Annotated in this window: 22 protein-coding genes and 1 riboswitch; of the genes, 5 read left to right on the plus strand and 17 right to left on the minus strand. The window is 53.4% G+C overall.

Annotated features, from left to right (window positions below; all coding sequences use genetic code 11):
• Positions 1-785: 785 nt before the first annotated feature.
• The 3 genes from NSU18_RS09535 to NSU18_RS09545 form a co-directional block, all read right to left on the minus strand.
• Complete coding sequence (locus NSU18_RS09535) at positions 786-1,769, minus strand: IS3 family transposase (RefSeq protein ID WP_341018601.1); 984 nt, start codon at positions 1,767-1,769, stop codon at positions 786-788.
• Positions 1,655-1,951 (minus strand): transposase, encoded by a 297-nt coding sequence (locus tag NSU18_RS09540; RefSeq protein WP_341016938.1) that lies wholly within the window; start codon positions 1,949-1,951, stop codon positions 1,655-1,657. The genes NSU18_RS09535 and NSU18_RS09540 overlap by 115 nt, the downstream gene beginning before the upstream one ends.
• Before the next feature lie 459 nt (positions 1,952-2,410).
• Entirely contained in the window at positions 2,411-4,114 is a 1,704-nt protein-coding gene (locus NSU18_RS09545; RefSeq protein WP_341151013.1) for a fumarate hydratase, read from the minus strand.
• Between the two features lie 104 nt (positions 4,115-4,218).
• On the opposite strand from NSU18_RS09545, the gene yfbR reads away from it, so the two are divergent.
• On the plus strand, positions 4,219-4,863 hold the full coding sequence (gene yfbR / locus NSU18_RS09550; RefSeq protein ID WP_341148867.1) for a 5'-deoxynucleotidase: 645 nt from the start codon (positions 4,219-4,221) through the stop codon (positions 4,861-4,863).
• Between the two features lie 557 nt (positions 4,864-5,420).
• Here the strand turns inward: yfbR and thiH are convergent.
• From thiH to NSU18_RS09580, 6 genes are all read right to left on the minus strand, one after another.
• The gene (thiH, locus tag NSU18_RS09555) at positions 5,421-6,560 is read right to left on the minus strand and encodes a 2-iminoacetate synthase ThiH (protein ID WP_341148868.1); all 1,140 of its coding nucleotides are present in this window, start codon (positions 6,558-6,560) and stop codon (positions 5,421-5,423) included.
• 29 nt (positions 6,561-6,589) lie between these two features.
• Positions 6,590-7,354: a thiazole synthase gene (locus NSU18_RS09560; protein ID WP_341148869.1), complete on the minus strand. Its 765-nt coding sequence runs from the start codon at positions 7,352-7,354 to the stop codon at positions 6,590-6,592.
• Positions 7,355-7,384: 30 nt separating this feature from the next.
• On the minus strand, positions 7,385-7,588 hold the full coding sequence (gene thiS, locus NSU18_RS09565; RefSeq protein ID WP_341148870.1) for a sulfur carrier protein ThiS: 204 nt from the start codon (positions 7,586-7,588) through the stop codon (positions 7,385-7,387).
• A gap of 39 nt (positions 7,589-7,627) precedes the next feature.
• The gene (locus tag NSU18_RS09570) at positions 7,628-8,254 is read right to left on the minus strand and encodes a thiamine phosphate synthase (RefSeq protein ID WP_341148871.1); all 627 of its coding nucleotides are present in this window, start codon (positions 8,252-8,254) and stop codon (positions 7,628-7,630) included.
• Positions 8,255-8,378: 124 nt separating this feature from the next.
• Positions 8,379-8,481, minus strand: a riboswitch (TPP riboswitch).
• A gap of 56 nt (positions 8,482-8,537) precedes the next feature.
• Positions 8,538-9,074, minus strand: coding sequence for a hypothetical protein (locus NSU18_RS09575; RefSeq protein ID WP_341020179.1), 537 nt, complete (start codon positions 9,072-9,074; stop codon positions 8,538-8,540).
• Between the two features lie 146 nt (positions 9,075-9,220).
• On the minus strand, positions 9,221-10,093 hold the full coding sequence (locus tag NSU18_RS09580) for an SDR family oxidoreductase (protein ID WP_341148872.1): 873 nt from the start codon (positions 10,091-10,093) through the stop codon (positions 9,221-9,223).
• Between the two features lie 290 nt (positions 10,094-10,383).
• On the opposite strand from NSU18_RS09580, the gene NSU18_RS09585 reads away from it, so the two are divergent.
• Entirely contained in the window at positions 10,384-10,554 is a 171-nt protein-coding gene (locus tag NSU18_RS09585; protein ID WP_341148873.1) for a hypothetical protein, read from the plus strand.
• Complete coding sequence (locus NSU18_RS09590; RefSeq protein WP_341148874.1) at positions 10,551-11,078, plus strand: GNAT family N-acetyltransferase; 528 nt, start codon at positions 10,551-10,553, stop codon at positions 11,076-11,078. Before NSU18_RS09585 ends, NSU18_RS09590 begins: the two co-directional genes overlap by 4 nt.
• Before the next feature lie 138 nt (positions 11,079-11,216).
• On the opposite strand, the gene NSU18_RS09595 is transcribed toward NSU18_RS09590, so the two are convergent.
• The 4 genes from NSU18_RS09595 to citZ form a co-directional block, all read right to left on the minus strand.
• Positions 11,217-12,467, minus strand: a complete 1,251-nt coding sequence (locus tag NSU18_RS09595; protein ID WP_341148875.1) for an S-layer homology domain-containing protein — start codon at positions 12,465-12,467, stop codon at positions 11,217-11,219.
• A 179-nt stretch (positions 12,468-12,646) separates the two neighbouring features.
• Entirely contained in the window at positions 12,647-13,072 is a 426-nt protein-coding gene (locus tag NSU18_RS09600) for a hypothetical protein (RefSeq protein ID WP_076082918.1), read from the minus strand.
• 191 nt (positions 13,073-13,263) lie between these two features.
• Entirely contained in the window at positions 13,264-14,559 is a 1,296-nt protein-coding gene (gene icd / locus NSU18_RS09605; RefSeq protein WP_341020172.1) for an NADP-dependent isocitrate dehydrogenase, read from the minus strand.
• 102 nt (positions 14,560-14,661) lie between these two features.
• The gene (gene citZ / locus NSU18_RS09610) at positions 14,662-15,774 is read right to left on the minus strand and encodes a citrate synthase (protein ID WP_341020170.1); all 1,113 of its coding nucleotides are present in this window, start codon (positions 15,772-15,774) and stop codon (positions 14,662-14,664) included.
• A 390-nt stretch (positions 15,775-16,164) separates the two neighbouring features.
• On the opposite strand from citZ, the gene ytvI reads away from it, so the two are divergent.
• The gene (gene ytvI / locus NSU18_RS09615; RefSeq protein WP_341023202.1) at positions 16,165-17,280 is read left to right on the plus strand and encodes a sporulation integral membrane protein YtvI; all 1,116 of its coding nucleotides are present in this window, start codon (positions 16,165-16,167) and stop codon (positions 17,278-17,280) included.
• 390 nt (positions 17,281-17,670) lie between these two features.
• Here ytvI and NSU18_RS09620 read toward each other — a convergent pair whose 3' ends face one another.
• The 3 genes from NSU18_RS09620 to NSU18_RS09630 are packed head-to-tail and all read right to left on the minus strand — an operon-like array spanning position 17,671 to position 19,809.
• A complete protein-coding gene (locus NSU18_RS09620) occupies positions 17,671-18,069 on the minus strand; it encodes an FxsA family protein (protein WP_341020168.1) in 399 nt (132 codons plus the stop codon).
• A 29-nt stretch (positions 18,070-18,098) separates the two neighbouring features.
• The gene (locus NSU18_RS09625) at positions 18,099-18,578 is read right to left on the minus strand and encodes an acyl-CoA thioesterase (RefSeq protein ID WP_341020167.1); all 480 of its coding nucleotides are present in this window, start codon (positions 18,576-18,578) and stop codon (positions 18,099-18,101) included.
• Between the two features lie 49 nt (positions 18,579-18,627).
• The gene (locus tag NSU18_RS09630) at positions 18,628-19,809 is read right to left on the minus strand and encodes an MFS transporter (RefSeq protein WP_341020164.1); all 1,182 of its coding nucleotides are present in this window, start codon (positions 19,807-19,809) and stop codon (positions 18,628-18,630) included.
• 102 nt (positions 19,810-19,911) lie between these two features.
• On the opposite strand from NSU18_RS09630, the gene NSU18_RS09635 reads away from it, so the two are divergent.
• Positions 19,912-20,655: a G1 family glutamic endopeptidase gene (locus NSU18_RS09635; protein WP_341020162.1), complete on the plus strand. Its 744-nt coding sequence runs from the start codon at positions 19,912-19,914 to the stop codon at positions 20,653-20,655.
• 171 nt (positions 20,656-20,826) lie between these two features.
• Here NSU18_RS09635 and pyk read toward each other — a convergent pair whose 3' ends face one another.
• The gene (pyk, locus tag NSU18_RS09640) at positions 20,827-22,251 is read right to left on the minus strand and encodes a pyruvate kinase (RefSeq protein ID WP_036725599.1); all 1,425 of its coding nucleotides are present in this window, start codon (positions 22,249-22,251) and stop codon (positions 20,827-20,829) included.
• Between the last annotated feature and the right edge of the window lie 261 nt (positions 22,252-22,512).

Below are 22,512 nucleotides of genomic sequence, written 5' to 3' on the forward strand. Positions count from 1 at the left end.
ACATATGCTTAGCTAGGCAGTTTGGCTAGAGCTCAGCTAGAGTGTGCTCATGCTTAGCTAGGCAGTTTGTCTAGAGCTTAGCTAGAGTGCTCATGCTTAGCTAGATAGGTTCGCTAGAGCTTACTTTCACAGCATCAGCGCAGCAGTGGGGAAACCGGTTTCCCCACTAAAAATTAACATGTCCCTGTATGCGCTGTCAAGACATATAAATCAAACCTGCCGCCAACCCTTATCCCATATAGGATAGCCGCTCTGCAAAAAACACAAAAAGCAGTATTCAGCATAAGCTCATACCTGGAAGGCACCCTCAGGAAGACTGTATTGGTCTCATACTCCCCTTTTTTTGCTGGCAAGATCCATTCATGGCGGTTAGCGGATTCAGGTGCACTTGTGCTCCTCATTTGCCCGTTTAGCCAACTTTTCTGGAATTCAGGTGCACTTGTGCTCCTCATTTGCCCGTTTAGCCAACTTTTCTGGAATTCAGGTGCACTTGTGCTCCTCACTTGCTCGTTTAGCCAACTTTTCTGGAATTCAGGTGCACTTTGCTCCTCAGCTACTCTTTTCCCCGGCTACTCTTTGCACCCAGCTAACTTTCAGCACCATCCCCATTCCTTTCCACTCTCCGACAACTTTCAGCACCATCAGAGGGATTTATCCCTCTCATTTCCCTATCCAGCTCACTTTCAGCGCTATCAGAGGGATTTATCCCTCTCATTTCCGCATCCAGCCCACTTTCAGCACCAGCAGAGGGATTTATGGACTCCTGTCAAGAAAGTAGACAAAACCTACAACGTTTTTCGCTTAAATGTGGCTGCAAACTGAACCGGAGAAACGTACCCCAGTGCCCCATGGATTCGTTTACGGTTGTAGAAAAATTCAATGTACTGGAAAATGGCATCATACGCCTGTTGCTTCGTTTTAAATCGATTCCAGTACACCAACTCTTTTTTTAAGAGGCTGTGAAAAGATTCGATACAGGCGTTATCATAACAGTTTCCTTTGCGGCTCATGCTTGCGGTCATCTGGTACGTCTTTAGGCGTTCCCGGTAGTCTGCAGAGGCGTACTGGGAGCCTCGATCCGAATGGTGAATCAAGCCCTTTCCGGGGCGTTTGGCCTGGTAGGCAGCGTCCAGAGCGCCCTGTACGAGGTCAGTGGTCATCCGGTCGCTAAGCCGCCAGCCGACAATCTCCCGGGTACACAGGTCCAGCACGCTCGCCAAGTACATTCGTCCTTCCCGGCAGGGAATGTAGGTGATATCCGCTACCCACGTCTGGTTCGGCTTTTCCGTGTGAAATTGCTGGTTTAACAAGTTGGGGGCAATGGGTAGCGGATGGTTGGAGTCGGTGGTGCATACGCGAAATCTCTTTGCGACACAAGAGCGCAGCCCCAGTTCTTTCATGTACTTGCCTACCGTGCGTTCACTGACCTGGTGCCCTTCACGCACTAGGAGAACCTTGATTTTGGGGCTGCCATAGCGACCCTTAGAGTCGTGAAAATGATAGGCAATCCGCTTTAGCAACAAGGCTTTACGAGTGGCTTGAGGGCTGGGCTTCGCTGTTCTCCATTTGTAATACCCGCTCCGGGACACCTGAAAGACACTGCACATCTTCTCCACGCGGAACTCGGAGCGATGATCTTCAATAAACCGAAATCTCAGTTCTTTGGATTGCTGAAGATGTGCACGGCTTTTTTTAGGATGGCCATCTCCTCTGTCAGGTCTGCGAGTTCTTGCTCCCGCTCCTTCAGTTGACGTTCCAGCTCTCTGTATTTGTCTGGAGTAATGATGGGCTCATTCTCAAACTGCCGGTACTGACCTAGCCATTTATGCAACGTTTTGGCGGGGACATCCAGCTCCAGGGCCAATTCCGCCACCGTTTTCGTCTGCTCCTGGATGTACTTTACGGCCTGTCTTTTGTATTCTTCATTGTAGCTTCTCCGTGTTCCACTCATGCGGACACCTCCTCGTTAAACTCATTATCTCTATTCTCTTAACGGGTGTCCACGGTTAACACTAACAGCATTATCCCTCTCATTTCCGCATCCAGCCCACTTTCAGCACCAGCAGAGGGATTTATCCCTCTCATTTCCGTATCCAGCCCACTTTCAGCGCTATCAGAGGGATTTATCCCTCTCATTTCCGCATCCAGCCCACTTTCAGCACCAGCAGAGGGATTTATGCCTCTCATGTGTCCTCTCATTACCCTCCCCACACAGCCGACTTCCCGTTACGCAGCAGTGTTCCTGCTATTTCGCCCCCTCATCCGCAATAGGAGGTTGTCCTGCACAATTGCTGCAATCGCCAAAAACCTCCTTCACCGGAATGAAGGAGGTTCTAGTCTAACAGTATATCTAGTCAGCATACGTAGCAGTTTGTTAGATACTATTCTGAAGCAGGAACAATCTGCTCGCTTACTTAAACACCGGCTCGCGGAATTGGGCCAGCTTGGCGGCGGAATCCTTTTCGACATCAGCATGCAGGCTGTTGCCGTGCGCATCCATGGTCACGATCGCTGCGAAGCCGTCCACCTGCAGATGCCACATGGCTTCAGGAATACCGAATTCCATGAAGTCTACCGCGTTGACCTTCTTGATACATTCTGCGTAATACTGTGCTGCACCGCCGATTGCATTGAGGTAGACTGCGCCGTGCTCACCTAAGGCTTGGAGGGTCTTGGGTCCCATACCGCCTTTGCCGATTACGGCGCGGATACCGAATTTTTTGATAATATCGCCTTGATACGGCTCCTCGCGGATACTGGTCGTCGGGCCAGCGGCCTTCACATGCCATCCCTCATCATCCTTCAGCATGACCGGTCCACAATGGTAGATGACAGCACCGTTCAGATCGACAGGGGTGTCGTGATCCATCAGGTATTTGTGCAGGGCGTCGCGGCCGGTATGCATTTCACCGGAGAGAATAACCACATCGCCGACACGCAGACTTCGAATATCCTCCTCGCTGATCGGTGTGCTCAGGCGAATCTCACGCGAGCCGCCTGAGCCAGCGGAGGCTGCCGCAGCTGGTTCAGAGGCTGGCCCGTTCCCCGAGACAGCAGCACCCGATACTGCTTCACCCGTACCGGATACAATAGCCGGTGCCGCAGGAATCGTAGCATCCTCTGGCACCACGCCGGAAGCTGTCCCTTCTGCCGCTGCTACACCCACAGCTTCAGCAACAGGCTGCGGTGCAGCTTCCCCCTCAACGGATATCCCGGTGCCGCTCTCATACAGCCATTCCTGAATGTCACCGGTAGCCGGATGGACCAGAATGCCTTGACGGCGGAAGGCCCAGCAGTTATAGGCCACAGAGACGAAAAAGCTGGCTGGCAGCCGGTTCATCACTCCGATTTTGCAGCCCAATAACGTCACTTCACCGCCGAAGCCCATCGTGCCGATTCCGAGCTTGTTGGCATTCTCCATAATGTAATCCTCCAGCTTGCCCAAATCTGGGGTAGGATTCACATCCTCGACCTTGCGGAACAGTTGCTTCTTTGCCAGCTCATAGCCCGTGGTACGGTCGCCGCCGATGCCTACGCCAATGAACCCTGCACTACAGCCCTGACCCTGCGCCTGGTACACGGAATGCAGGATGCACTTGCGGATACCGTCAAGGTCGCGTCCGGCTTTGCCGAGTCCCTCCAGCTCTGCCGGAAGGCTGTACTGGATGTTCTTATTCTCGCAGCCGCCGCCCTTCAGAATCAGCCGGACATCAATGCTCTCTTCCTCCCACTGCTCGAAGTGAATCACCGGAGTCCCTGCCCCCAGATTATCCCCGCTGTTCTCGCCGGTTAGCGAATCCACGGAATTGGGCCGCAGCTTGCCGTTCTTCGTAGCGCGTATAATCGCGCTGTGAATATCCTTCTTCATCTCTATCTGATTCACGCCCACAGGCGTATGGATTATAAAAGTCGGCATCCCCGTATCCTGGCAGATCGGCGATATTTGCTGCTCCGCCATTCCGATATTCTGCGCTATCGTGGTCAGTGCCAGTCCGGAGCGTGTTGCCCGGTCTTCCAGTGCGCGCCCTCTGGCCACCGCCCGGCGCACATCACCTGGCAGGTTCGTGGAGGTCTCTACAATCAAATTATAAATGCTCTCTTCAAAATGCTGCATCTTCATTCAGTCTCCTCTCCATCTGGTTCAAGCGGCCCTAACTCTGGTACAATTAGTTACTATAATAGCACATTAAGCTGCTCATGAAAGGGGTTACTTCAAAATTGAACTACCATTTCTCCGCCTATCTCTACCGGCTGCAATATATCCAGCGCTGGAGCCTCATGCGCAGCACCGCTCCGGAGAACGTGGCGCAGCATTCGTTCCAGGTCGCCCTGCTGGCGCACATGCTGTGCACCATTGGCAATGCCCATTTCGGCCGGTCGCTGAACGCCGACCGCGCATCCACGATGGCGTTGTTCCACGACGCCACCGAGGTCTTCACCGGCGACATCGCCACGCCGGTGAAGCATAACAACTCGCGTCTGCTGTCCAGCTTCCGCGAGATGGAGCAGGTGGCCGCCGACCGGCTGGCGGCCATGATCCCGCCGGAGCTGAGCGCAGTCTACGCGCCGCTCCTGCAGCCGCACACCAGCCCGCCCGGCTTCGAGGATGCCGGACTGCTCCGCTACGTCAAGGCAGCGGATGTGCTTGACGCTTACCTGAAATGCGTCTGGGAGGTCGCCGCAGGCAACCGCGAATTCGCCGCCGCCCGGGAGCAGACCGCTGCGAAGCTGCATGTGCTGGAGATGCCGGAGATGGAGTATTTCCTTGAACACATGGCTCCGGGCTTCGAGATGTCGCTAGACGAGCTGTCTTCCAGCGCGAATCAGGGGCAGTCTGCCGGAGAGTCTGAATCTATAGAGTAATTAGAGTATGGCATTCGCATAGCGTTGGCTCCTAGCGTTGACTGGAACACTAATATCTGAACAATGCGAATACCCTATGCCACTCTTAAGTAGCAGCACATTTCTCCATCCGACTGCTTTCTGAATGCATCCGGTATCAGCCCTGAGGAGCGCACATCCAGCCCACGCGCATTCGTGCAGGAAATTGTGTTCTGTTTTTCGCTTACATTTGGTCCATCAGCCTTCGCGCTAGCGATTGTATTCGGTTTTCCGCATATATCCGGCCCACGCGCAGCCCAGAACGCTTATACAATGCAAATAACCCGCCTCATGGCGGGTTATTTGCAAACGGGCAGGTTAAGTCAGGCACGATTATTCTGGTCAATATAAGTTGATTGAATTAGTCTGATTAAGTTCAGTTGATTTAGTCAGTCTGGTCAACTTAGATTCATTAGTATGTCTGGTCAGTTTAACTTGATTTGGTTAATCTGTTCAAGTAGATTCGATTAATCTGTTCAGTTTTAATTCATCCGGTCAGCCTGATCAGGGTAACTTACATCCAGTTTGGTCACATGAAACTAAGCCAAACCAGCTTGCCTACTCAAGCCAAGCGGCTCGGACAGGATATCCCAGTCCTTGAATACCGGCTGGAGTCCTTGCGAACGCAGCATCTCGGCCATCTCAGCCACGCTGCGGTTGTCCGAGATTTCAAACTGCGGGGTTCCCCCTTCCAGGGAATGCCCGCCCACTTCGGTGGATACCCCTGCGGACATCTTCGTGATGCCGAGCTGGACCAGATGATCGCGCAGAGCGGCAGGCTCACGTGTGGACAGCGAGATGCCGGAGCGCGGCAGGAATAGACGGTACGCCAGGATGATCTGCACCAGCGCCCGGTCGGTTACGTCGCTTGCGGGGTTGAATTCGCCTAAGTAAGGACGGAATCTGGGCGTCGACAACCCGATTTCGCATTCCGGGTACTTGTCCTGCAGATACCTCGCATGCAGCGCAGTGGCCAGCGCCTCCTGCCGCCATTCATACATGCCGAGCAGGGCCCCGATATTTACTGAACGAAAGCCGGCCTCACAGCCCCGCTCGGGAGCATCCAGCCGGTTGCGGTAGACGCGTTTGGGGCCTTTTACATGCAGCGTACGATAAGTCTCCTGGTGGTAGACCTCCTGATAGAGCGTCAGACCGTCCACGCCGGCTTCTCTGAGCTCAGCATATTCGGCTGTCGAGAGCGGATTCACCTCAATGCTGACGGAGGAGAAGTATCCGCGCAGCACATCCACGCAGTCTCTCACATAACCAGCCGGACTGTCCCTCCGGGATTCTCCGGTCAGTATCAGAATGTGGCGCAGGCCCGTGGCTGCGATGGTCTCTGCTTCCCGGGCGACCTGTTCCAGCGTCAGTTTTTTGCGCGGAAAATCATAAATAGAACTGAAGCTGCAATACGTGCAGTGATTCACGCAAAAATCAGCCAGATACATAGGTGTGAACAACTGCATCACATGGCCGAAATGCGTACGCGTTAAACGGTGCGCCTTCTGTGCCATCTCCTCCAGATAAGGCTCCGCTGCCGGTGACAGCAGGGCCATCAGCCCCTCTTCATCGACTTGCTCTGCACGAAGCGCGCGCTTCACATCCTCTGCCGTATACCGGCTCCATAGCGTCCCGTAAGGAAGCTGCTCCAGCCGGGTCATCGTCTCATAAAAGCTCATAACCGTTCCTCTCCTCCCTATTCCATCTGTCAGGCCAAGAACCCGGTCAACGGTGAAGAGGCTGCCGCCGTCTCTTCTACAGGCCCCAGTCCGGCAAGATAAGCCTTGCGCCCTGCGGATACCGCAGCGCGGAAGGCTTCTGCCATCAGCAGCGGATCTGAAGCGGTGGCAATCGCTGTATTGAGCAGGACCGCAGCAGCGCCCATCTCCATCGCCTCAGCCGCCTCGGACGGTCTGCCGATTCCGGCATCCACGATCACCGGCAGATCCGTCTCGGAGATCAGAATCCGGATCAGCTCCTTGGTCTGCAGCCCGCGGTTGGACCCGATCGGTGCCCCTAGCGGCATCACAGCCGCAGCCCCCGCTGCCTTCAGCCGCAGGGCAGCGGACAGATCAGGACTCATGTACGGAAGCACCACGAAGCCCTCTGCTGCAAGGACCTCGGTCGCCCGGATCGTCTCCATGTTATCCGGCAGCAAATATTTCTGGTCGTTGATGACCTCAATCTTCACCCAGTTGCCCAGCCCCGCCGATCTCGCCAGCCGGGCAATCCGTACCGCCTCTTCTGCGGTGCGCGCACCTGAGGTATTAGGCAGCAAGGTCATATGGGAAGGAATATGGCTGACAATATTGTCACTGCTCTCCGGGTCTACCCGGCGCAGGGCAACGGTAATAACCTGTGAGCCTGATCGCGTAATGACCTCGGGAATGAGGGTGTTACGGCTGTATTTTCCGGTGCCAATGAATAGTCTACTGGTTAGAGTCACGCCGCCAATCATCAATGGATCTTGCATCTTAACGCCTCCTGGGATAAGTCTTTGTGTTTAGCCTCCGCCTACAAAATGAACCAGCTCCACCCGGTCCCCCTCGCTAAGCAGTGTCTCTCCATAAACCTCTCTGCCGGCAAGTTCACCGTTCAGCTCGACAATTACCAGCTTACCGGCCCACTCGGGCCGGGCCAGCAGATCCTCCAGTGTCCGGCAGCTCTCTTCGAGCCTGTGCCTCTTCCCGTTAACGGTCACGATCATGTCTGTTCACCTCCTGCCGCGCCTTTTACTTGATCCATCTCATGGGTTACAAGACTGCTCTGCCACCCTGTGAACCGCTGCCCTGTAGGCCAAGGCCGCTGCCACCGGATCTGGGGCTCCGCAGATCCCCGACATGACCGCAATGCCAGCCGCCCCCCCAGCCAGCACCGCTCCGGCATTGCCCGGGGTAATCCCGCCGAGCGCAATCAGCGGTATGCGGCTCCAGCGGACAGCCTCGGCCAGCTGCGCAAGTCCCCGTGCCTGCTGTCCGGGCTTGCAGGCCGTAGGGAACACATGCCCGTAGAGGCAGAAGTCTGCTCCCTGCCTTCCAGCCTCCGCCGCCTCTTCCCGCGAGTGGACCGATCTGCCGATCCGCAGGCCGGGTGCAAGGCCGCGCACTGCGGCTGGCGGAAGGCTATGCCAGGCTAACTGTGCACCGCCTGCCCCGGCGGCCAGGGCAACATCGATCCGGTCATTAATGACCAGCTTCGAAGACGGAACCCCGGACTGAAGCATCTGCTGTGCCGCCGCCAGCAATTCGCGGGCGGACATGGCTTTTTCGCGGAGATGGATATAATCCACCATAGAATGTACCGCAACGGCCCATTCCGCCAGCGCTTCAGGCTGTAGCCGCCCGTCCGAGACCGCATGAATCTCATACAACACTCTTTCCCCTCCCGTCTGTTCCAGCTCATTCTAAACCGCGCGCCAACACAAAAAAGACCACTCCCATAAGGAAGCAGTCTGGAATATAAGCAGGAATACCGGGATGAGCCGTGTACCCCGCTGCAATATTCGTTCTCCACTTCCCTACGCTGGTATAAACCAGATCAGGTTCAAAGGGTCCGGACAACTACGCCCGTCTCAGCCTTGCGGCACCCCTAGTGATCGTTCATATGCGGTTGTTTCGTCTTGCTTGTTGTATATTAGCATATAATTCCTGTTAGAGCTATTCTTTCGTAGATTTTACTTCAATTACAAAAACCACAGATGAACTCCCTTCTGAAAATTTACCATCCTCGGTTGTCCAGAATGCTGATATGCCGTAGTAATAAACGCCTTGTTCTTTTGGAGCATTAAAAGAGCCGTTCTTCAATGGAATTTGCACTTCTTTATCATCGACAAATTGCTGAACGTTTACCTCATCGGGTGCCGGTTTATAAGTAAAAGCAACATCGATCTTCCCCCCAGAGGCTATAACAGTGGGAGTAACCCCCTGTACCATGGATTGTCCTCCTGTATAATCCGCACATCCTAAATTCCCCCAGCAATAGCTGCCTTGGGTAACTGGAATTTGGGTTTTACCGGAAGTAACAAGGGGTAGCGGCGGCGATTCCTGTGTAATTCTAATCCCAATGCTTTTTGCATATCCTTCCAACCTTGTATTTGCCACAAGTCTCCCTGCAAAAGGAGTCAAATAAATGAACACTACCAGAAAAACAAAAATCCCCGCTGCCGATAGAATGAATCCTTTTTTTCTAAGCATCCCAATCCCCTTTTCATATCCAATTATCTAAATAGACGGAAATATATTGTAATAGTTACAAGCGCAGAAAAAAAGCCTGCCGGCAAGCGGTTAGGCTTTTTACAATAGAAGTTATATGTTGCACACAAATCTGCATCCCGCACCCATCAGCCGTTGACAACCTCGCCGCCGTTCACATGCATCACCTGTCCGCTCACATAGGAGGAATCGTCCGAGGCCAGGTATACATACGCCGGTGCCAGCTCTTCAGGCTGTCCCGGGCGCTTCATCGGCTGGGTGCCGCCGAACTCACTGACCTTCTTCGCGTCAAAGGTTGACGGAATCAGCGGGGTCCAGATCGGTCCGGGCGCTACCGCGTTCACGCGGATGCCCTTATCGGCCAGATTCATCGACAGCGAACGGGTGAAGCTGAGAATCGCTCCCTTGGTGGACGAATAGTCCAGCAGCTGCGGGCTGCCGCGATACGCCGTGATGGAAGTGGTGTTAATGATCGTAGCGCCTTTTTTAAGATGAGGCATGGCTGCCTTGGTCAGATAGAACATGGAGAAAATATTCGTCCGGAACGTGCGCTCCAGCTGCTCCGCTGTGATGTCCTCAATATGGTCCTGCGGATGCTGTTCCGCCGCATTGTTGATTAGGATGTCAAGCTTGCCGAGTCCTTCAACCGTTTGACGAATCAAGCTCTGACAGAAGCATTCGTCCCCGATGTCCCCGGCGATCAGAATACACTTTCTGCCCTCCTGCTCCACCTGGCGCTTGGTCTCTTCCGCATCCTCATGCTCGTTCAAGTAGGAGATCACCACATCCGCGCCCTCCTTGGCAAAATGAACGGCAACCGCACGCCCGATCCCGCTGTCGCCTCCGGTAATAAGCGCGACCTTGCCCAGCAGCTTGCCTGCGGCCTTGTACGCCGGGGTCTCAAACTCCGGGAGCGGGTTCATCTCACTCTCAATTCCGGGGCGCTGATCCTGTACCTGCGGGGGCAGGGTTTTGACAGGTTGTTTGTTAGTGTCTGGCATAATCCATTCTCCTTTCGCTGTCCACAGTAATGTTGATTGATCATGTTAGCATGGCTTAAGGTCTGGTGTTTATGCATCAGGCAGTGTGCCTGCTTGGCTGTACGTTATGTTACTTACCACACTTGGCAGCCGCCCAAACAGCTAATCTTCATTCACCGGCACCTCTAGCGGGACGTTAGTACAGTATGCAACGAACGTTTCCAAAGAGAATATTATCTATATCCGCTAAGGGGAAAGCCCTATACTTGGTGAGGAACGACAACTACCTTAACGGAGGGGACGCTTCTATCATGGGAAATGAGCGCTTCTTGCTGGTGAACGGAACGGTAATCGATGGAACCGGACGGCCGTCGCTGCATCATACAAGCATCGGGATTGTTAATGGCCGCTTCGGCACCATAACACAGCATAGTGACATCTGTAGGATCGAAATCATACTAACAGGAGGTTTTGCAAAATGAACGCAAGAATTTCACTCTCTCCGGTCACCCCGGACGATATCGATTTCATCACAACGCTTGAAACCAACGCCTCACTCTGGCCCTTCGAGGATATGATTCCAACCGACAAGGAGGCAGTCCGGAAGACCGTGGCGGAACGAATCCATAGCGACTGGTACAAACAATTCGTGATCCGGCTCGCCTCCCCGGAGGCACCCCCTGCAGGTGAAGTGCATTTGCACTGGTATGTAAAAGAGCGCGAGAGCTGGGAGCTGGGCTACAGCCTTTTCCCTGAATACCGGGGGCAAGGCTACTGCACCGAAGCGGCTCAGCTGGCCTTGAAGCTTGCTTTTAAAGAATGGAGGGCCCACAGAGTCGTGGCTATGTGCAATGAATACAATACCTCATCCATCAAGGTACTGGACAGGTTAGGCATGGTCCGCGAGGGCGTATTCCGGGAAGAAATACACTGGAACAACCAGTGGGTCAACCAATACTTCTATGCAATACTGGACCGGGAGTACCTGGGGCATAACGGGATATAGAACCAGACTGGGGAGAGATGCTGAGACCTTATGCTACACTTAAGGAGCATCATCATGCTAAATATATTCGGTTTGTCGCATACATTCTTCTATGCTCCGCATGACGCCCTTTAGAAGAGCAACTTTTCATTCAGGATTCTATTCATCTTCTTTCACAATTACATCCAGAACTCTGCCTGTTCCCGTAACCTTCATTGACGTATTCAGAATAGCCTGAGTAACCGTTGTGCCTTCATCCAGCTCCATCTTAAGTCCTGATGCAGAGGCAGCGGTCTTGACCGTGCGTATGGAGCCTTTTTGCAGGTGGAGGTTGGGTCCATCGGCTTCAACGTTCACGTCTCCGAAATTGCCCTTAAGCATCACTGCGAGCCCGGCTGCAGGGCCGGATGGCAGATCAATATCTGTGAACCCGGCACCTGTACCCTGATCCTCCTCCAGAATCACATTAGATTGTACCGACACCGCCTTCACCCATGTTGCACCTTCGGTTACCAGGCGGGCAGTTCCACTCTTCTTCTGCACAATCACTTGGTTCAGGGTTGTGTTCTTGAGCTGCACTAAGGGATCTCCGCTTCCCTGTATGATGACCTTCCCTAACACTTCAACACTGTCCAAGTCCACCTCTCCGTTGCCAATTCCTTCTTCCAAGACCAGGTCTCCAAATATCTTAAGATTCTGCAGCAGCACATCATAGCCGGATACGGTGACATTGTTATAGTATTTGATGGCTCCCGGCTCAAAGCTTCCGAGCCCCTCAGAACGGCTGATAGTTACACTCTGCAAGCCGCCGCTTGTGACGTTGCAGTAATCCAGCAGTGCAATCGCTTCGGCCCGGGTCATCGCTTGTTTTGGAGCAAACCGTCCGTCCGGGTATCCCCTCATTCCTCCGGCATTGATCATAGCAGCGACATCGGCTTGGCTCCAGCCTGCAATCTGATCCTCATCACTGAACATGGATAATACCTCCGTGCTCCCCGTCTCATAATGCAGCAATCTGCTCACCATAATCGCCGCCTCCTGGCGCATAACGGGATCGCCCGGACGAATCGTGCCGCCATAACCCTTAATAATGCCCGCATCGAGTGCTTTAGAGATTTCTTCGTAGGCCCAGTCCGTCTTAGGCAGATCGCTGAAATCGGCCTTCACCTTGCTCTCCGCCGTCAGCCCGGCGAACCCGTTGATCAACTTGATAAATTCCGCTCTGGTGATCGCCTGATCCGGCCGGACTGACCCGTCCGCGAATCCCTTCAGCCATCCCTTTTCCAGCCAGCGGCTAATCGGCTTCTGTGCCCAGTGTCCTTCATAATCGGCTGCCGCATATATAACCCCGGATGAACCCAGCAGCAAGCCCAGACTTAGCCCCGCCGTTACTATTTTTCTTCCAATCATTACTGCCACGCTCCTATGTATGTGATCCCAAATGAACTAAGTACCTAATCACAGTGTAGCGGAATCCACGGCCGTTGGGAACAATCTCCAGCAATGTGCTTCCAGACATACGAAACAGCCCTGGAGGCCGAGGCTTCCAGAGCTGTAAGCACCCTACTACCCATCCGGCAGCAGGTTCATTAGATAATTGTGTTATACACCATGAAAAAGATCATGACGACCAGCGAGACCATCAGCAGCAGACTCATGGTACGGATCTTGGCAGTCTCCGCAGAGACATCACGGTTCTCTCTCATGCCTGCCGCAGCAAGGCGCAGAGGCTTGGTCATAATTCCGCCGAACGCGAACATAGCCAGCAGAAGCACCGTAACAATGATCATCCAAGGTACAGAATACTCGCCCTTGGTCATCATGTAGCCGCCGGTCAGCAGCTGAATCACCAGCCCGTATTGGGCAAAGCGGTTGAAACCACCGATTGCACTGAGCGTGCCTTCCTTAGCCGGGGAGGACAGCTTAGCCGTCCCGCTTAAGATAAACGGCAGCACCAGATAGAAGCCAAGCGCCAGCGTTCCGATCATATGCAGAAAAAAGAAAATATGACCCATCGTAATCTCCTCCATTTTCAATTTGAGGGGCTCCGGCAGATTGCCGGGGTTACACGGTTACAGAGGAAGTCACCGCGTGGACCGAATCAGCGGACTGGTCGAGCGCCGCATGATAGTCTACAGGCGGCTACATAGATATAAGCTACACGGATGTGCAGCTTATATCTGTAATATTTACGGGCCCAGCCTGCTTACAGATGATTGATGATCTCGTCAGCAAAAGCAGAGCATTTCAGCTCAGTGGCGCCTTCCATCTGGCGGGCAAAGTCGTAAGTAACCGTCTTGTTGTTAATCGCTGTACTCATTCCCTTGTAGATCAGGTCAGCTGCTTCCTGCCAGCCCAGATGCTCAAGCAGCATGACGCCGGAAAGAATAACAGAGCCCGGATTCACTACATCCTTGTCAGCATACTTAGGTGCCGTACCATGTGTAGCTTCAAAAATAGCATGTCCCGTAATATAGTTAATATTCGCTCCCGGAGCGATACCGATGCCGCCAATCTGGGCAGCCAGTGCGTCGGAGAGATAGTCACCGTTCAGGTTCAGCGTCGCAATGACATCGAAGTCTGTCGGGCGGGTCAATACCTGCTGCAGAGCAATATCCGCAATGGCATCCTTAACGATGATCTTGCCTGCCGCTTCGGCTTCCTTCTGGGCAGCATTCGCAGCCGCTTCACCGTCGCGCTCCTTGATGACATCGTACTGGTTCCAGGTGAAGACCTTATCGCCGAACTCCTGTTCAGCCACTTCATAGCCCCAGTTCTTAAAGGCACCTTCAGTGAATTTCATGATGTTGCCTTTGTGTACCAGAGTCACGCTCTTGCGTCCGTGCTTGATTGCATACTCTACTGCTGAACGAACAAGGCGCTTCGAGCCTTCCTCGGATACAGGCTTGATACCGATACCGGATGTTTCCGGGAAGCGGATTTTGTTCACGCCCATTTCCTTCTGCAGGAATTCGATCACCTTCTTCACTTCGGCGGAGCCTTCCTGATATTCGATCCCCGCATAGATATCCTCAGTGTTCTCACGGAAAATAACCATATCCACCAGCTCAGGATGCTTCACCGGAGAAGGAACGCCGTCGAAGTAGCGCACCGGACGCAGACATACGTACAGGTCAAGCTCCTGGCGCAGCGCCACGTTCAGGGAGCGGATACCGCCTCCGATTGGAGTAGTCAGCGGGCCCTTGATTGCCACAATGTACTCACGGATCGCTTCCAGCGTGTCGTTCGGCAGCCATTCACCATATGTATTGAAGGCCTTCTCTCCGGCAAACACTTCGTACCACGCAATTTTTTTCTTACCGCCGTAGGCTTTCTCTACAGCTGCATCCAGCACCCGCTTGGAGGCTTTCCAAATGTCACGGCCTGTCCCGTCACCCTCAATGAATGGAATGATCGGCTGATCCGGAACCAGCAGCTTGCCGTCTTCGATTGTAATTTGTTCGCCTTCTGTGGGCAGATCGTATTGTTCCAGTTTCAACATTTGTAGATATTCCTCCTAAAAGTATAATGTATAAGCATTCATATCATTCATTGTACTAAAGGGGCAGAGCAGCCCGCAAGGGCCGCCCTCCCTGCCGCCCTGTTATCGCTCGTCTACAGGGACATACTTCATGTCGGACATGCCTGTATATTCCGCACGCGGACGGATGATACGGTTGTCTTCATACTGCTCCAGAATGTGGGCTGTCCAGCCCGAAGTCCGGCTGATGGCGAAGATAGGGGTGAACAGCTCCCGTTCGATCCCCAGCTGTGTGTAGACCGATGCCGAATAGAAATCGACGTTCGGTTTCAGCCCCTTTTGGCTGGTGATCAGCTCTTCCACCTTGACCGACATGTCATAGAGACTGGTGTCATTCTTCATCGTGCCCAGCTCGCTGGACATCTTCATCAGGTGCTTGGCGCGCGGATCCCCGTTCTTGTAGACACGATGTCCGAAGCCCATAATCTTCTCCTTGCGCTCCAGCTTGCCCTGGATATACGGCTCCACCGCGTCCAGGCTGCCGATCTCCTCCAGCATCTTCATTACGGCTTCATTCGCCCCGCCATGCAGCGGCCCCTTAAGCGCCCCGATCGCCGAAGTCACACCGGAATAGATGTCGGACAAGGTCGCAACCGTTACCCGCCCGGCAAAAGTCGATGCGTTCAGCTCATGGTCAGCATGCAGCACAAGCGCCGTATCCAGCGCCTTGACGGATACCGCATCCGGCTCTTTGCCCCACAGCATGTAGAGGAAGTTCTCGGCGATGGTCAGTCCCGCCTTGGGCGCCACCGGCTCCAGGCCTTTGCGGATGCGCGCCAGTGCGGCGACTACAGTCGGAATCTGCGCCTGCAGCTTCAGCGCCTTGGTCTGGTTCGCTTCCTTGCTCATATCATCGGCAGCTTCATCGTACAGGGCCAGACTCGATACGGCAGAGCGCAAAGCGGCCATGGTGTTGGCTTCCTTGGGATACAGCTTCATTTGAGTGAGCACCTGCTCAGGGATCGCAGCATGAGCGCTGAGCTCGCGCCGCAGAGCTTCAAGCTCCGGCACCGTCGGCAGACTGCCGAACCACAGCAAATAAGCAGTCTCCTCAAATGTGGCATGGTCCGCAAGATCGTCAATATCATAGCCGCGGTAAGTGAGCACTCCATCTACGATAGAGCTGATTGAGGAGGTCGTTGCAACAATGCCTTCAAGTCCTTTAGTAGCTGTCATAGTATCTCTCTCCTTTGCCAACAAGAGTGTATAGTGCCGCTTCAAACCTCATGTAAACATTTACATTTCCAAGTATTTCAACTCTCTCTGAAAAAAGCTTCAGGACCGGCTCAGAAGAATGCAACTAGATTTCTGCTCTTTAACCTTTAATTATCATACCGGATTTTGACGGTTATGTGAACAACGTGGAAGCTTTGCAGGACATCAAATGATTTTATCGGAGGGATAGAAAAAAACGAACGCAAAATCTGTTTCACGAACCAGCTTCCAGGTTATGGATATGGCCGCCGCCTGCGCTTTTCTACCGCTGCTAGTCTTTTCACACCCCTTATGAATATATATAAGACGAGCCGTTATTTCTGGAATCCCCCAGAGTAGGAGGGACCGATGATCGATACACTTGTGCTTAAAAGAATGCTGCGCGGCCTCTGGGTCGTGCTTGCTGCCGCCCTGATTCTGCTGGCTGCATATGTACTGCTGCCGCTTCTATACCCCCTGCTGATCGCCTGGCTGCTGGCTTATCTTATGCATCCGCTGGTCCTGATCCTGAAGGGGATGAAGCTCCCCGGCTGGCTCGCCGTATCCCTCTCGCTGCTGTTCTACATCGGAGGCATCGCACTTGTCTTGACCGCACTCATCACCCGGCTGGTTAAAGAGCTGATCGGGCTGCTCCAGACCTTCGATCTTCATACCGATCAGTGGCGGGAGCTGTTGCTGTCCTTAAGCCGCAATGCCAGCATTCAAAATATTATTAACCAAATCAACCAGTTTTACCACGACAATCCGGGTTATCATGCCACCATTGACAGCAATATCAACCGGACCACAGAAACTGTCGGCCAAGCCGTGACGCAGATGATTACCGGATTCTTCAATATCATCCTGAAGCTGATCTCCTCGCTGCCGAGCCTTGGCACCATTCTGATTGTCATCGTATTGGCCGCCTTCTTCCTCAGCACCGGCTGGGAACGGCATAATGCCAAGCTGACCGCCCTGCTCCCGGCCCCGCTGCTGAGACCGGTGTCGGAGATCTGGAAGGATCTGCGCAAGGCGCTGTTCGGCTATATCCGCGCCCAGCTGGTGCTGATCTCCGTAACGGCGGTAATTGTGATCATCGGCCTGCTGCTGCTGGGGGTCAAATCAGCCTTCGCCATCGGCCTGACCATCGGCATCGTCGACCTGATTCCTTATCTGGGCGTCGGTATCGTCATTCTGCCCTGGGCCTTATATTCATACATGACCGGGAACATGGCGCTGGCCATCGGGCTGCTGGTGCTCTACGGCGTCATCCTGATCACCCGCCAGGTGCTGGAGCCCAAGGTACTCGCCAGCAGTATCGGCGTCGATCCGCTCGCCATGCTGATCGGCATGTTCGCCGGCCTTCAGCTGATGGGCATGCTGGGCCTGATCCTCGGCCCTGTGCTGCTCGTTATTCTCGACGCGTTCGCCCGCGCCGGCGTATTCCGCGCCCTGCGCACCTATATCCTTAGCGGCAGGCTGTATTAGGGGGCAAGGTTCGAAACTAGTTGAGCATAGCGAACCATTAGGGATAAGTGTAGTTAAAGTAATTCTCACACTCTTATTACTGATGGCCTATTAGTTGGATAAACGTATACTGTTTTAGAAGTTTTTAAACTTTTTAGAGTAACAGTTGGAAAAACGTCACTTAATTCTACGAACATCGCCCATTGAGAGAAATTGCAGCCTAATAAGTGTTGTTTTTCCAACTAAAAGCTTAGAGTGTCTCTTGCGCCCACCAGTAAGTGGACAATATCCAACTGTTCCCGGCCGCTGCTGCTCCCCCCACAACCCCCTAACGCCAAAAAGGCATCCAGCCGCAGTACCCTGCAACTGAACACCTTCTGACACACCATACCGCCAGCAAACGCCCACCCGCTACCTGCGGTAGAAGGTGAACGTGCCGTTTTTCATCTTCTTCTCGATCCATTTGAGCAGAAAAACCCGGTAGACCGGCCGGGTCAGCGGAAATACCAGAGTAAAGCCGATCAGATCTGTGACAAATCCCGGGAGAATCAGCAGCAGACCGCCGAAGAAAATACATAAGCCGTCCAGCATGGTCCGTCCGGGCACCCGGCCCTCCTGCATATGTGTTCTGCTGTCCTGCAGCACCTTCTTGCCTTCGAACCGCATCATAAGCAAACCGATGACTGAAGTAGCCAGCATGATCAGCAGTGTCTTGGGCGCTCCAAGAAAACTTGAGACATAGATGAAACCGAATAATTCCACGGCCGGGACTGCAAATAAGGCGGCCCACAGCCATTTGTTCCTGATCATACTGCTCCTCCTTCTTCCTTACGTTAACGCTATTCTTCTTCCTTCAGCGCAGCCAGGATGGCCTGGAACAGCTCAGGCTGTGCCCTGTCAATCCGCACCGGCCTCCACTCCCCGTTCAGCCAGACATGGCTCGTCGAGCCGCTGACCAGAAGCTCGCCTGCGGTCCGCTCCTGCCCTTCCTGACCCGCCGCCATCCGGCGGATTTCATATTCATACACAACCCTCAGAGCCGAGAAGGTAGTTAACCGCGCATACACGGTAATAAGATCATCATATCGCGCGGGGCTTTTAAATTGCAAATCTGCAGAGGTTACCGGCAGCAGCAGGCCGAGTCCCTCCAGCATCCGGTAATCAAAGCCCAGCTCACGGAACATCTCCGTACGGCCGCACTCAAACCAGATCAAATAGTTGGCATGATAGACCACCCCCATCTGGTCCGTCTCCTGATAACGTACACGGATGGAGGTACTGTGCCAGCGGCTGGCACATCCAGGCTTACGCAGATTCATATTCATGCTCCTTTCTATAATACAGCCTGTCCGGCAGCCAGCAGAACGCTTAAGCGCCGACACCGCCGGATGCAGACGCAAGCGGCAGCTTGCGGCGTGAGCTTCGGGCGACATAGACCAGGAGAGCCGCGCCCGCAGCCGCACTAAGCATACAGGAGAGGTTCATCAGACCAACCCCGCCCTGATTCAGCAGCATCCCGTTCAGCAGATTGCCCAGAATGCCGGCTAACCCGGAGAATACGATGTTAAATACACTTTGCCCGGTCGCCTGCATCTCCGGTGAGGTAATCTTCGATACATATTCAACCGCCGCGATATAAAAGAACCCGAACGAGAGGCCGTGAAGCACCTGCACGCCGATCATCACGGAAGGGTAAGGGAAGGCCACCTGGATACCCCAGCGCAGCACATAGATCAGCGCACCAAGCAGCAGTGTCCGCTCCATGCCAAGCCTGCGGATGACCTTGGAGGCGAAGAACATGGATGGAACATTGGTAATCGACGCCAGGAACAGGGCGATTCCCGCAGAGCTCGTGGACCCGCCGACTGACTGGAAGGCAATCACGAAATAGGTCCCGAAGGCCGTCATCGTCTGATTGACCAGAAAGCTCCCGCCCAGGAAGGCCAGGAATATACGGTTGCCGAGCAGTTTTTTGATACCCTGCGAGAAGGACTGGCTCATCATATGATTCTCCTCCGCCTGCTTAGGAAGGGTGAAGGCGATGAATACGGCGATGCAATTCAAAAGCAGAAACGGCAGCCAGATGGTCGATACAGAGAACTTGGATACATACTGCCCCCCCGCAATGGCCCCTACGGCAGCGCCTATGCTCATCATCATGCGGATGCTGCCGTAAGTGGCTCCAGCCCTGTTCGCAGCCGCTATGGCGTACGAGTCGGCTATAGGCGCCTGTGTAGAGGAGAAGATCGTGGACACGGTATACACCAGCATCAGCACGATGAAATATTCCGAGCGGTACAGGACCGCAAGCACCGCCGGAACCGCCACGCTCAGAATCAGCACCAGCCGCGCCTGGTTATACCGGTCGGAGACCATTCCCCATAAAGGCTGCACACAGATGGCGATCAGCGTCCCTATAGCCATCAGCAAGCCGATCTGGCTGACTTCAAGTCCGTTTGATTTCAGCAGCAGCGAGAGGTAGGAGCCGAAGGAGCCCCCGGCCAGTCCCAGAAACAGATAGAACCCGCGCAGCTTTGTTATTTTTTCCATGGGGATTACAAGTCCTCTCTCATTCTTTTTAACAGAATACCCAACCTTCATAGCCGCCTGCTGCATTAAATAGAGCACAACCTATTATGAGGCGGTGGACAAGTGGGCCAAGTCAATAGATTAACACGGAGCAAACCCTGTCTGAAGGATAAACTCAATACGGGCAGAGCCGCCAGTTCCGGCTTCGGCTGGACCTCAAGCAACTGGAGCGGTTATGCCATTTCCGGCAAAAAAGGCAGCTACCGGCAGATATCTGCCGACTGGATCGTCCCTTATGTAAAGCCTACGGAAAAAGCTACGTTCTCCTCGGCCTGGATCGGCATTGACGGCTTCAAGAACAGCAGCCTGATCCAGACCGGCACCGGCCATGAGTCGGTGAACGGCAAAGTCCGGTATTATGCCTGGTGGGAGATTCTCCCCGCCTCCGAAACCGTCATTCCTTTTCCCGTCTCCCCCGGCAACCATATGCGTGCTTCCATCGTCAAGCTGAGTCCCGGCAAATGGTGCATCACCCTGCGCAATCTCAGCAAAGGTTGGGTCTTCCGCACGGTACAGCGCTATAACGGACCGCAAAGCTCTGCCGAATGGATTGTCGAAGCACCCCAAGTGGGATTCGATATTGCTCCGCTGGCCAAGTTATCCACAGTCTGCTTCACCTGCTGTCAAGTCAATGGGCGCAGCCCCAGACTAAAGGTCTCAGACGGCGGCGTTATGATCCAGAATAAGAAGCTGTTGGCCGTGCCATCTCTCCCGCGTTCTTGCGGAAGCGCCTTTTCGGTCAGACGGATCTATCGTAAAAGTCCCCCTGCCGTGTATTCCAGGAACCCTATTTATACGACTCCCTGACATACTGCCTTGCTCCAAACACACAGGTCCAATATATCCATTTACATCCCTGATATCAACATATATCTTGAACTTCCAGAGTGTCCACTTATCAAAAAAAGAGCAGCGGCAATCAAGCGCCACTGCTCTTCTCATTATATCTTATTCGTGCTGCAGAAGCTCTTCCAAATCCTAGTCGGCTGGAATCGTATCTACCTTCACCAGGTTAGTGGAACCGGAACGTCCAAGCGGGATACCTGCAGTGATGACTACAAGATCGCCGGCTTTAACCAGACCGGAAGCCTTACCGCCGTTAAGAGCTGTTTCCAGCAATTCGTCAGTAGAATGAGCTTCAGGACCGAATACAGGAGTTACGCCCCATACCAGCGCCAGCTGACGCATTGTTCTTTCCTGGGTAGTAACAGCAATGATCTGTGATTTAGGACGATATTTGGAAACCACGCGTGCAGTGTGGCCAGTTACAGTCGAAGAAATGATCGCTTTAGCATTCAGATCCAGAGCGGAGATCGCTACGGATTGGCTGATCGCTTCAGTTACGGTAGTTTCTTGAGCAATCTGCTGCTTCATGAAGATCTCACGGTGGTTCAGAGCAGATTCTGCTTTCTCAGCAATACGGGACATAGTCAGTACGGATTCTACCGGATATTTCCCGGCAGCAGTCTCACCGGACAGCATGATTGCATCAGTTCCGTCGAAGATTGCGTTCGCTACGTCACTTGCTTCAGCGCGGGTCGGGCGCGGGTTGCGCTGCATGGAATCCAGCATTTGGGTAGCTGTGATTACCGGTTTGCCGGCGATGTTACATTTCTGAATCATCAGCTTCTGAGCCAAAGGTACATCTTCAGCAGGGATTTCTACACCAAGGTCGCCACGGGCAACCATCAGGCCGTCGGATACTGCCAGGATCTCATCCAGGTTATCGACACCTTCCTGGTTCTCGATCTTGGAGATGATCTGAATGTGGGAAGCATCATGCTTCGCAAGCAGTTCACGGATTTCCAGAACGTCGCTGGCTTTGCGTACGAAAGAAGCGGCAATAAAATCAATGTCCTGTCCGATCCCAAAAATGATATCATTGGTATCTTTTTCCGTAATACCCGGCAGGGAGATGGATACTCCTGGTACGTTAACACCCTTCTTGCTCTTGATCGTACCGCCGTTAACAATACGGGTCTTGATTTCGGTGCCTTGAATGTCGACAACAGTAAGGCCGATCAGGCCGTCGTCGATCAGGATCGTCGATCCTACTTGAACATCGTTAGGCAGGTTGTTGTAAGTGATGGAGATACGGTTATGGTCGCCAAGGATCTCTTCCGTAGTCAAAGTCAGATACTCATCCTGAACCAGTTCAATCGGTTCTACTTCCAGCTTGCCAGTACGAATCTCCGGTCCTTTGGTGTCGAGCAGGATGGCAACAGTCTTGCCCAGTTCCTTGGATGCTTGACGGATCGTGTTGATCCGGGCTCCGTGCTCATCAAAATCGCCGTGGGAGAAGTTCAGACGGGCCACATTCATACCAGCCAAAATCAATTTTTTGATATTCTCCAACGATTCACTTGCAGGTCCGATCGTACATACAATTTTACTTTTCCGCATTAGGTTTTCCTCCGTTTTTTCGTTCTCTCTGTCTCGCTTTTTCCAACTACAAAATCTACTATAAGGCTTGCTCTCTGTATAGGAACTTTATCACATGTAAAGACATGCACGTTTTATTGCGCCCTTATGAATATTACTGCATGTTGAGCACAAAATCAATGTTAGTGCCTGTTTTTGCTGTAAATTAAAGTCGAATAATACTAGGATGGCCGATAAAAGAAAAATCATCCCGCAGCAAGCACAGGATGATTATAGTGGGAA

Origin of the sequence: Paenibacillus sp. FSL H8-0048, assembly GCF_038002825.1 — a bacterium.
GTDB lineage: Bacteria > Bacillota > Bacilli > Paenibacillales > Paenibacillaceae > Paenibacillus_AQ.

Bases quoted from the DNA above. Each gene is read 5' to 3' on its own strand.
- NSU18_RS09600 (WP_076082918.1), bottom strand. From the start codon at position 13,072: ATGGGTCATATTTTCTTTTTTCTGCATATGATCGGAACGCTGGCGCTT.
- thiH (WP_341148868.1), bottom strand. From the start codon at position 6,560: ATGAGCTTTTATGAGACGATGACCCGGCTGGAGCAGCTTCCTTACGGG.
- NSU18_RS09590 (WP_341148874.1), top strand. From the start codon at position 10,551: ATGAACGCAAGAATTTCACTCTCTCCGGTCACCCCGGACGATATCGAT.
- NSU18_RS09595 (WP_341148875.1), bottom strand. From the start codon at position 12,467: ATGATTGGAAGAAAAATAGTAACGGCGGGGCTAAGTCTGGGCTTGCTG.
- NSU18_RS09585 (WP_341148873.1), top strand. From the start codon at position 10,384: ATGGGAAATGAGCGCTTCTTGCTGGTGAACGGAACGGTAATCGATGGA.
- NSU18_RS09540 (WP_341016938.1), bottom strand. From the start codon at position 1,951: ATGAGTGGAACACGGAGAAGCTACAATGAAGAATACAAAAGACAGGCC.
- NSU18_RS09630 (WP_341020164.1), bottom strand. From the start codon at position 19,809: ATGGAAAAAATAACAAAGCTGCGCGGGTTCTATCTGTTTCTGGGACTG.
- thiS (WP_341148870.1), bottom strand. From the start codon at position 7,588: ATGATCGTGACCGTTAACGGGAAGAGGCACAGGCTCGAAGAGAGCTGC.
- icd (WP_341020172.1), bottom strand. From the start codon at position 14,559: ATGTTGAAACTGGAACAATACGATCTGCCCACAGAAGGCGAACAAATT.
- NSU18_RS09545 (WP_341151013.1), bottom strand. From the start codon at position 4,114: ATGCAGCATTTTGAAGAGAGCATTTATAATTTGATTGTAGAGACCTCC.
- NSU18_RS09620 (WP_341020168.1), bottom strand. From the start codon at position 18,069: ATGATCAGGAACAAATGGCTGTGGGCCGCCTTATTTGCAGTCCCGGCC.
- NSU18_RS09560 (WP_341148869.1), bottom strand. From the start codon at position 7,354: ATGCAAGATCCATTGATGATTGGCGGCGTGACTCTAACCAGTAGACTA.
- NSU18_RS09575 (WP_341020179.1), bottom strand. From the start codon at position 9,074: ATGCTTAGAAAAAAAGGATTCATTCTATCGGCAGCGGGGATTTTTGTT.
- pyk (WP_036725599.1), bottom strand. From the start codon at position 22,251: ATGCGGAAAAGTAAAATTGTATGTACGATCGGACCTGCAAGTGAATCG.
- NSU18_RS09625 (WP_341020167.1), bottom strand. From the start codon at position 18,578: ATGAATCTGCGTAAGCCTGGATGTGCCAGCCGCTGGCACAGTACCTCC.
- citZ (WP_341020170.1), bottom strand. From the start codon at position 15,774: ATGACAGCTACTAAAGGACTTGAAGGCATTGTTGCAACGACCTCCTCA.
- NSU18_RS09580 (WP_341148872.1), bottom strand. From the start codon at position 10,093: ATGCCAGACACTAACAAACAACCTGTCAAAACCCTGCCCCCGCAGGTA.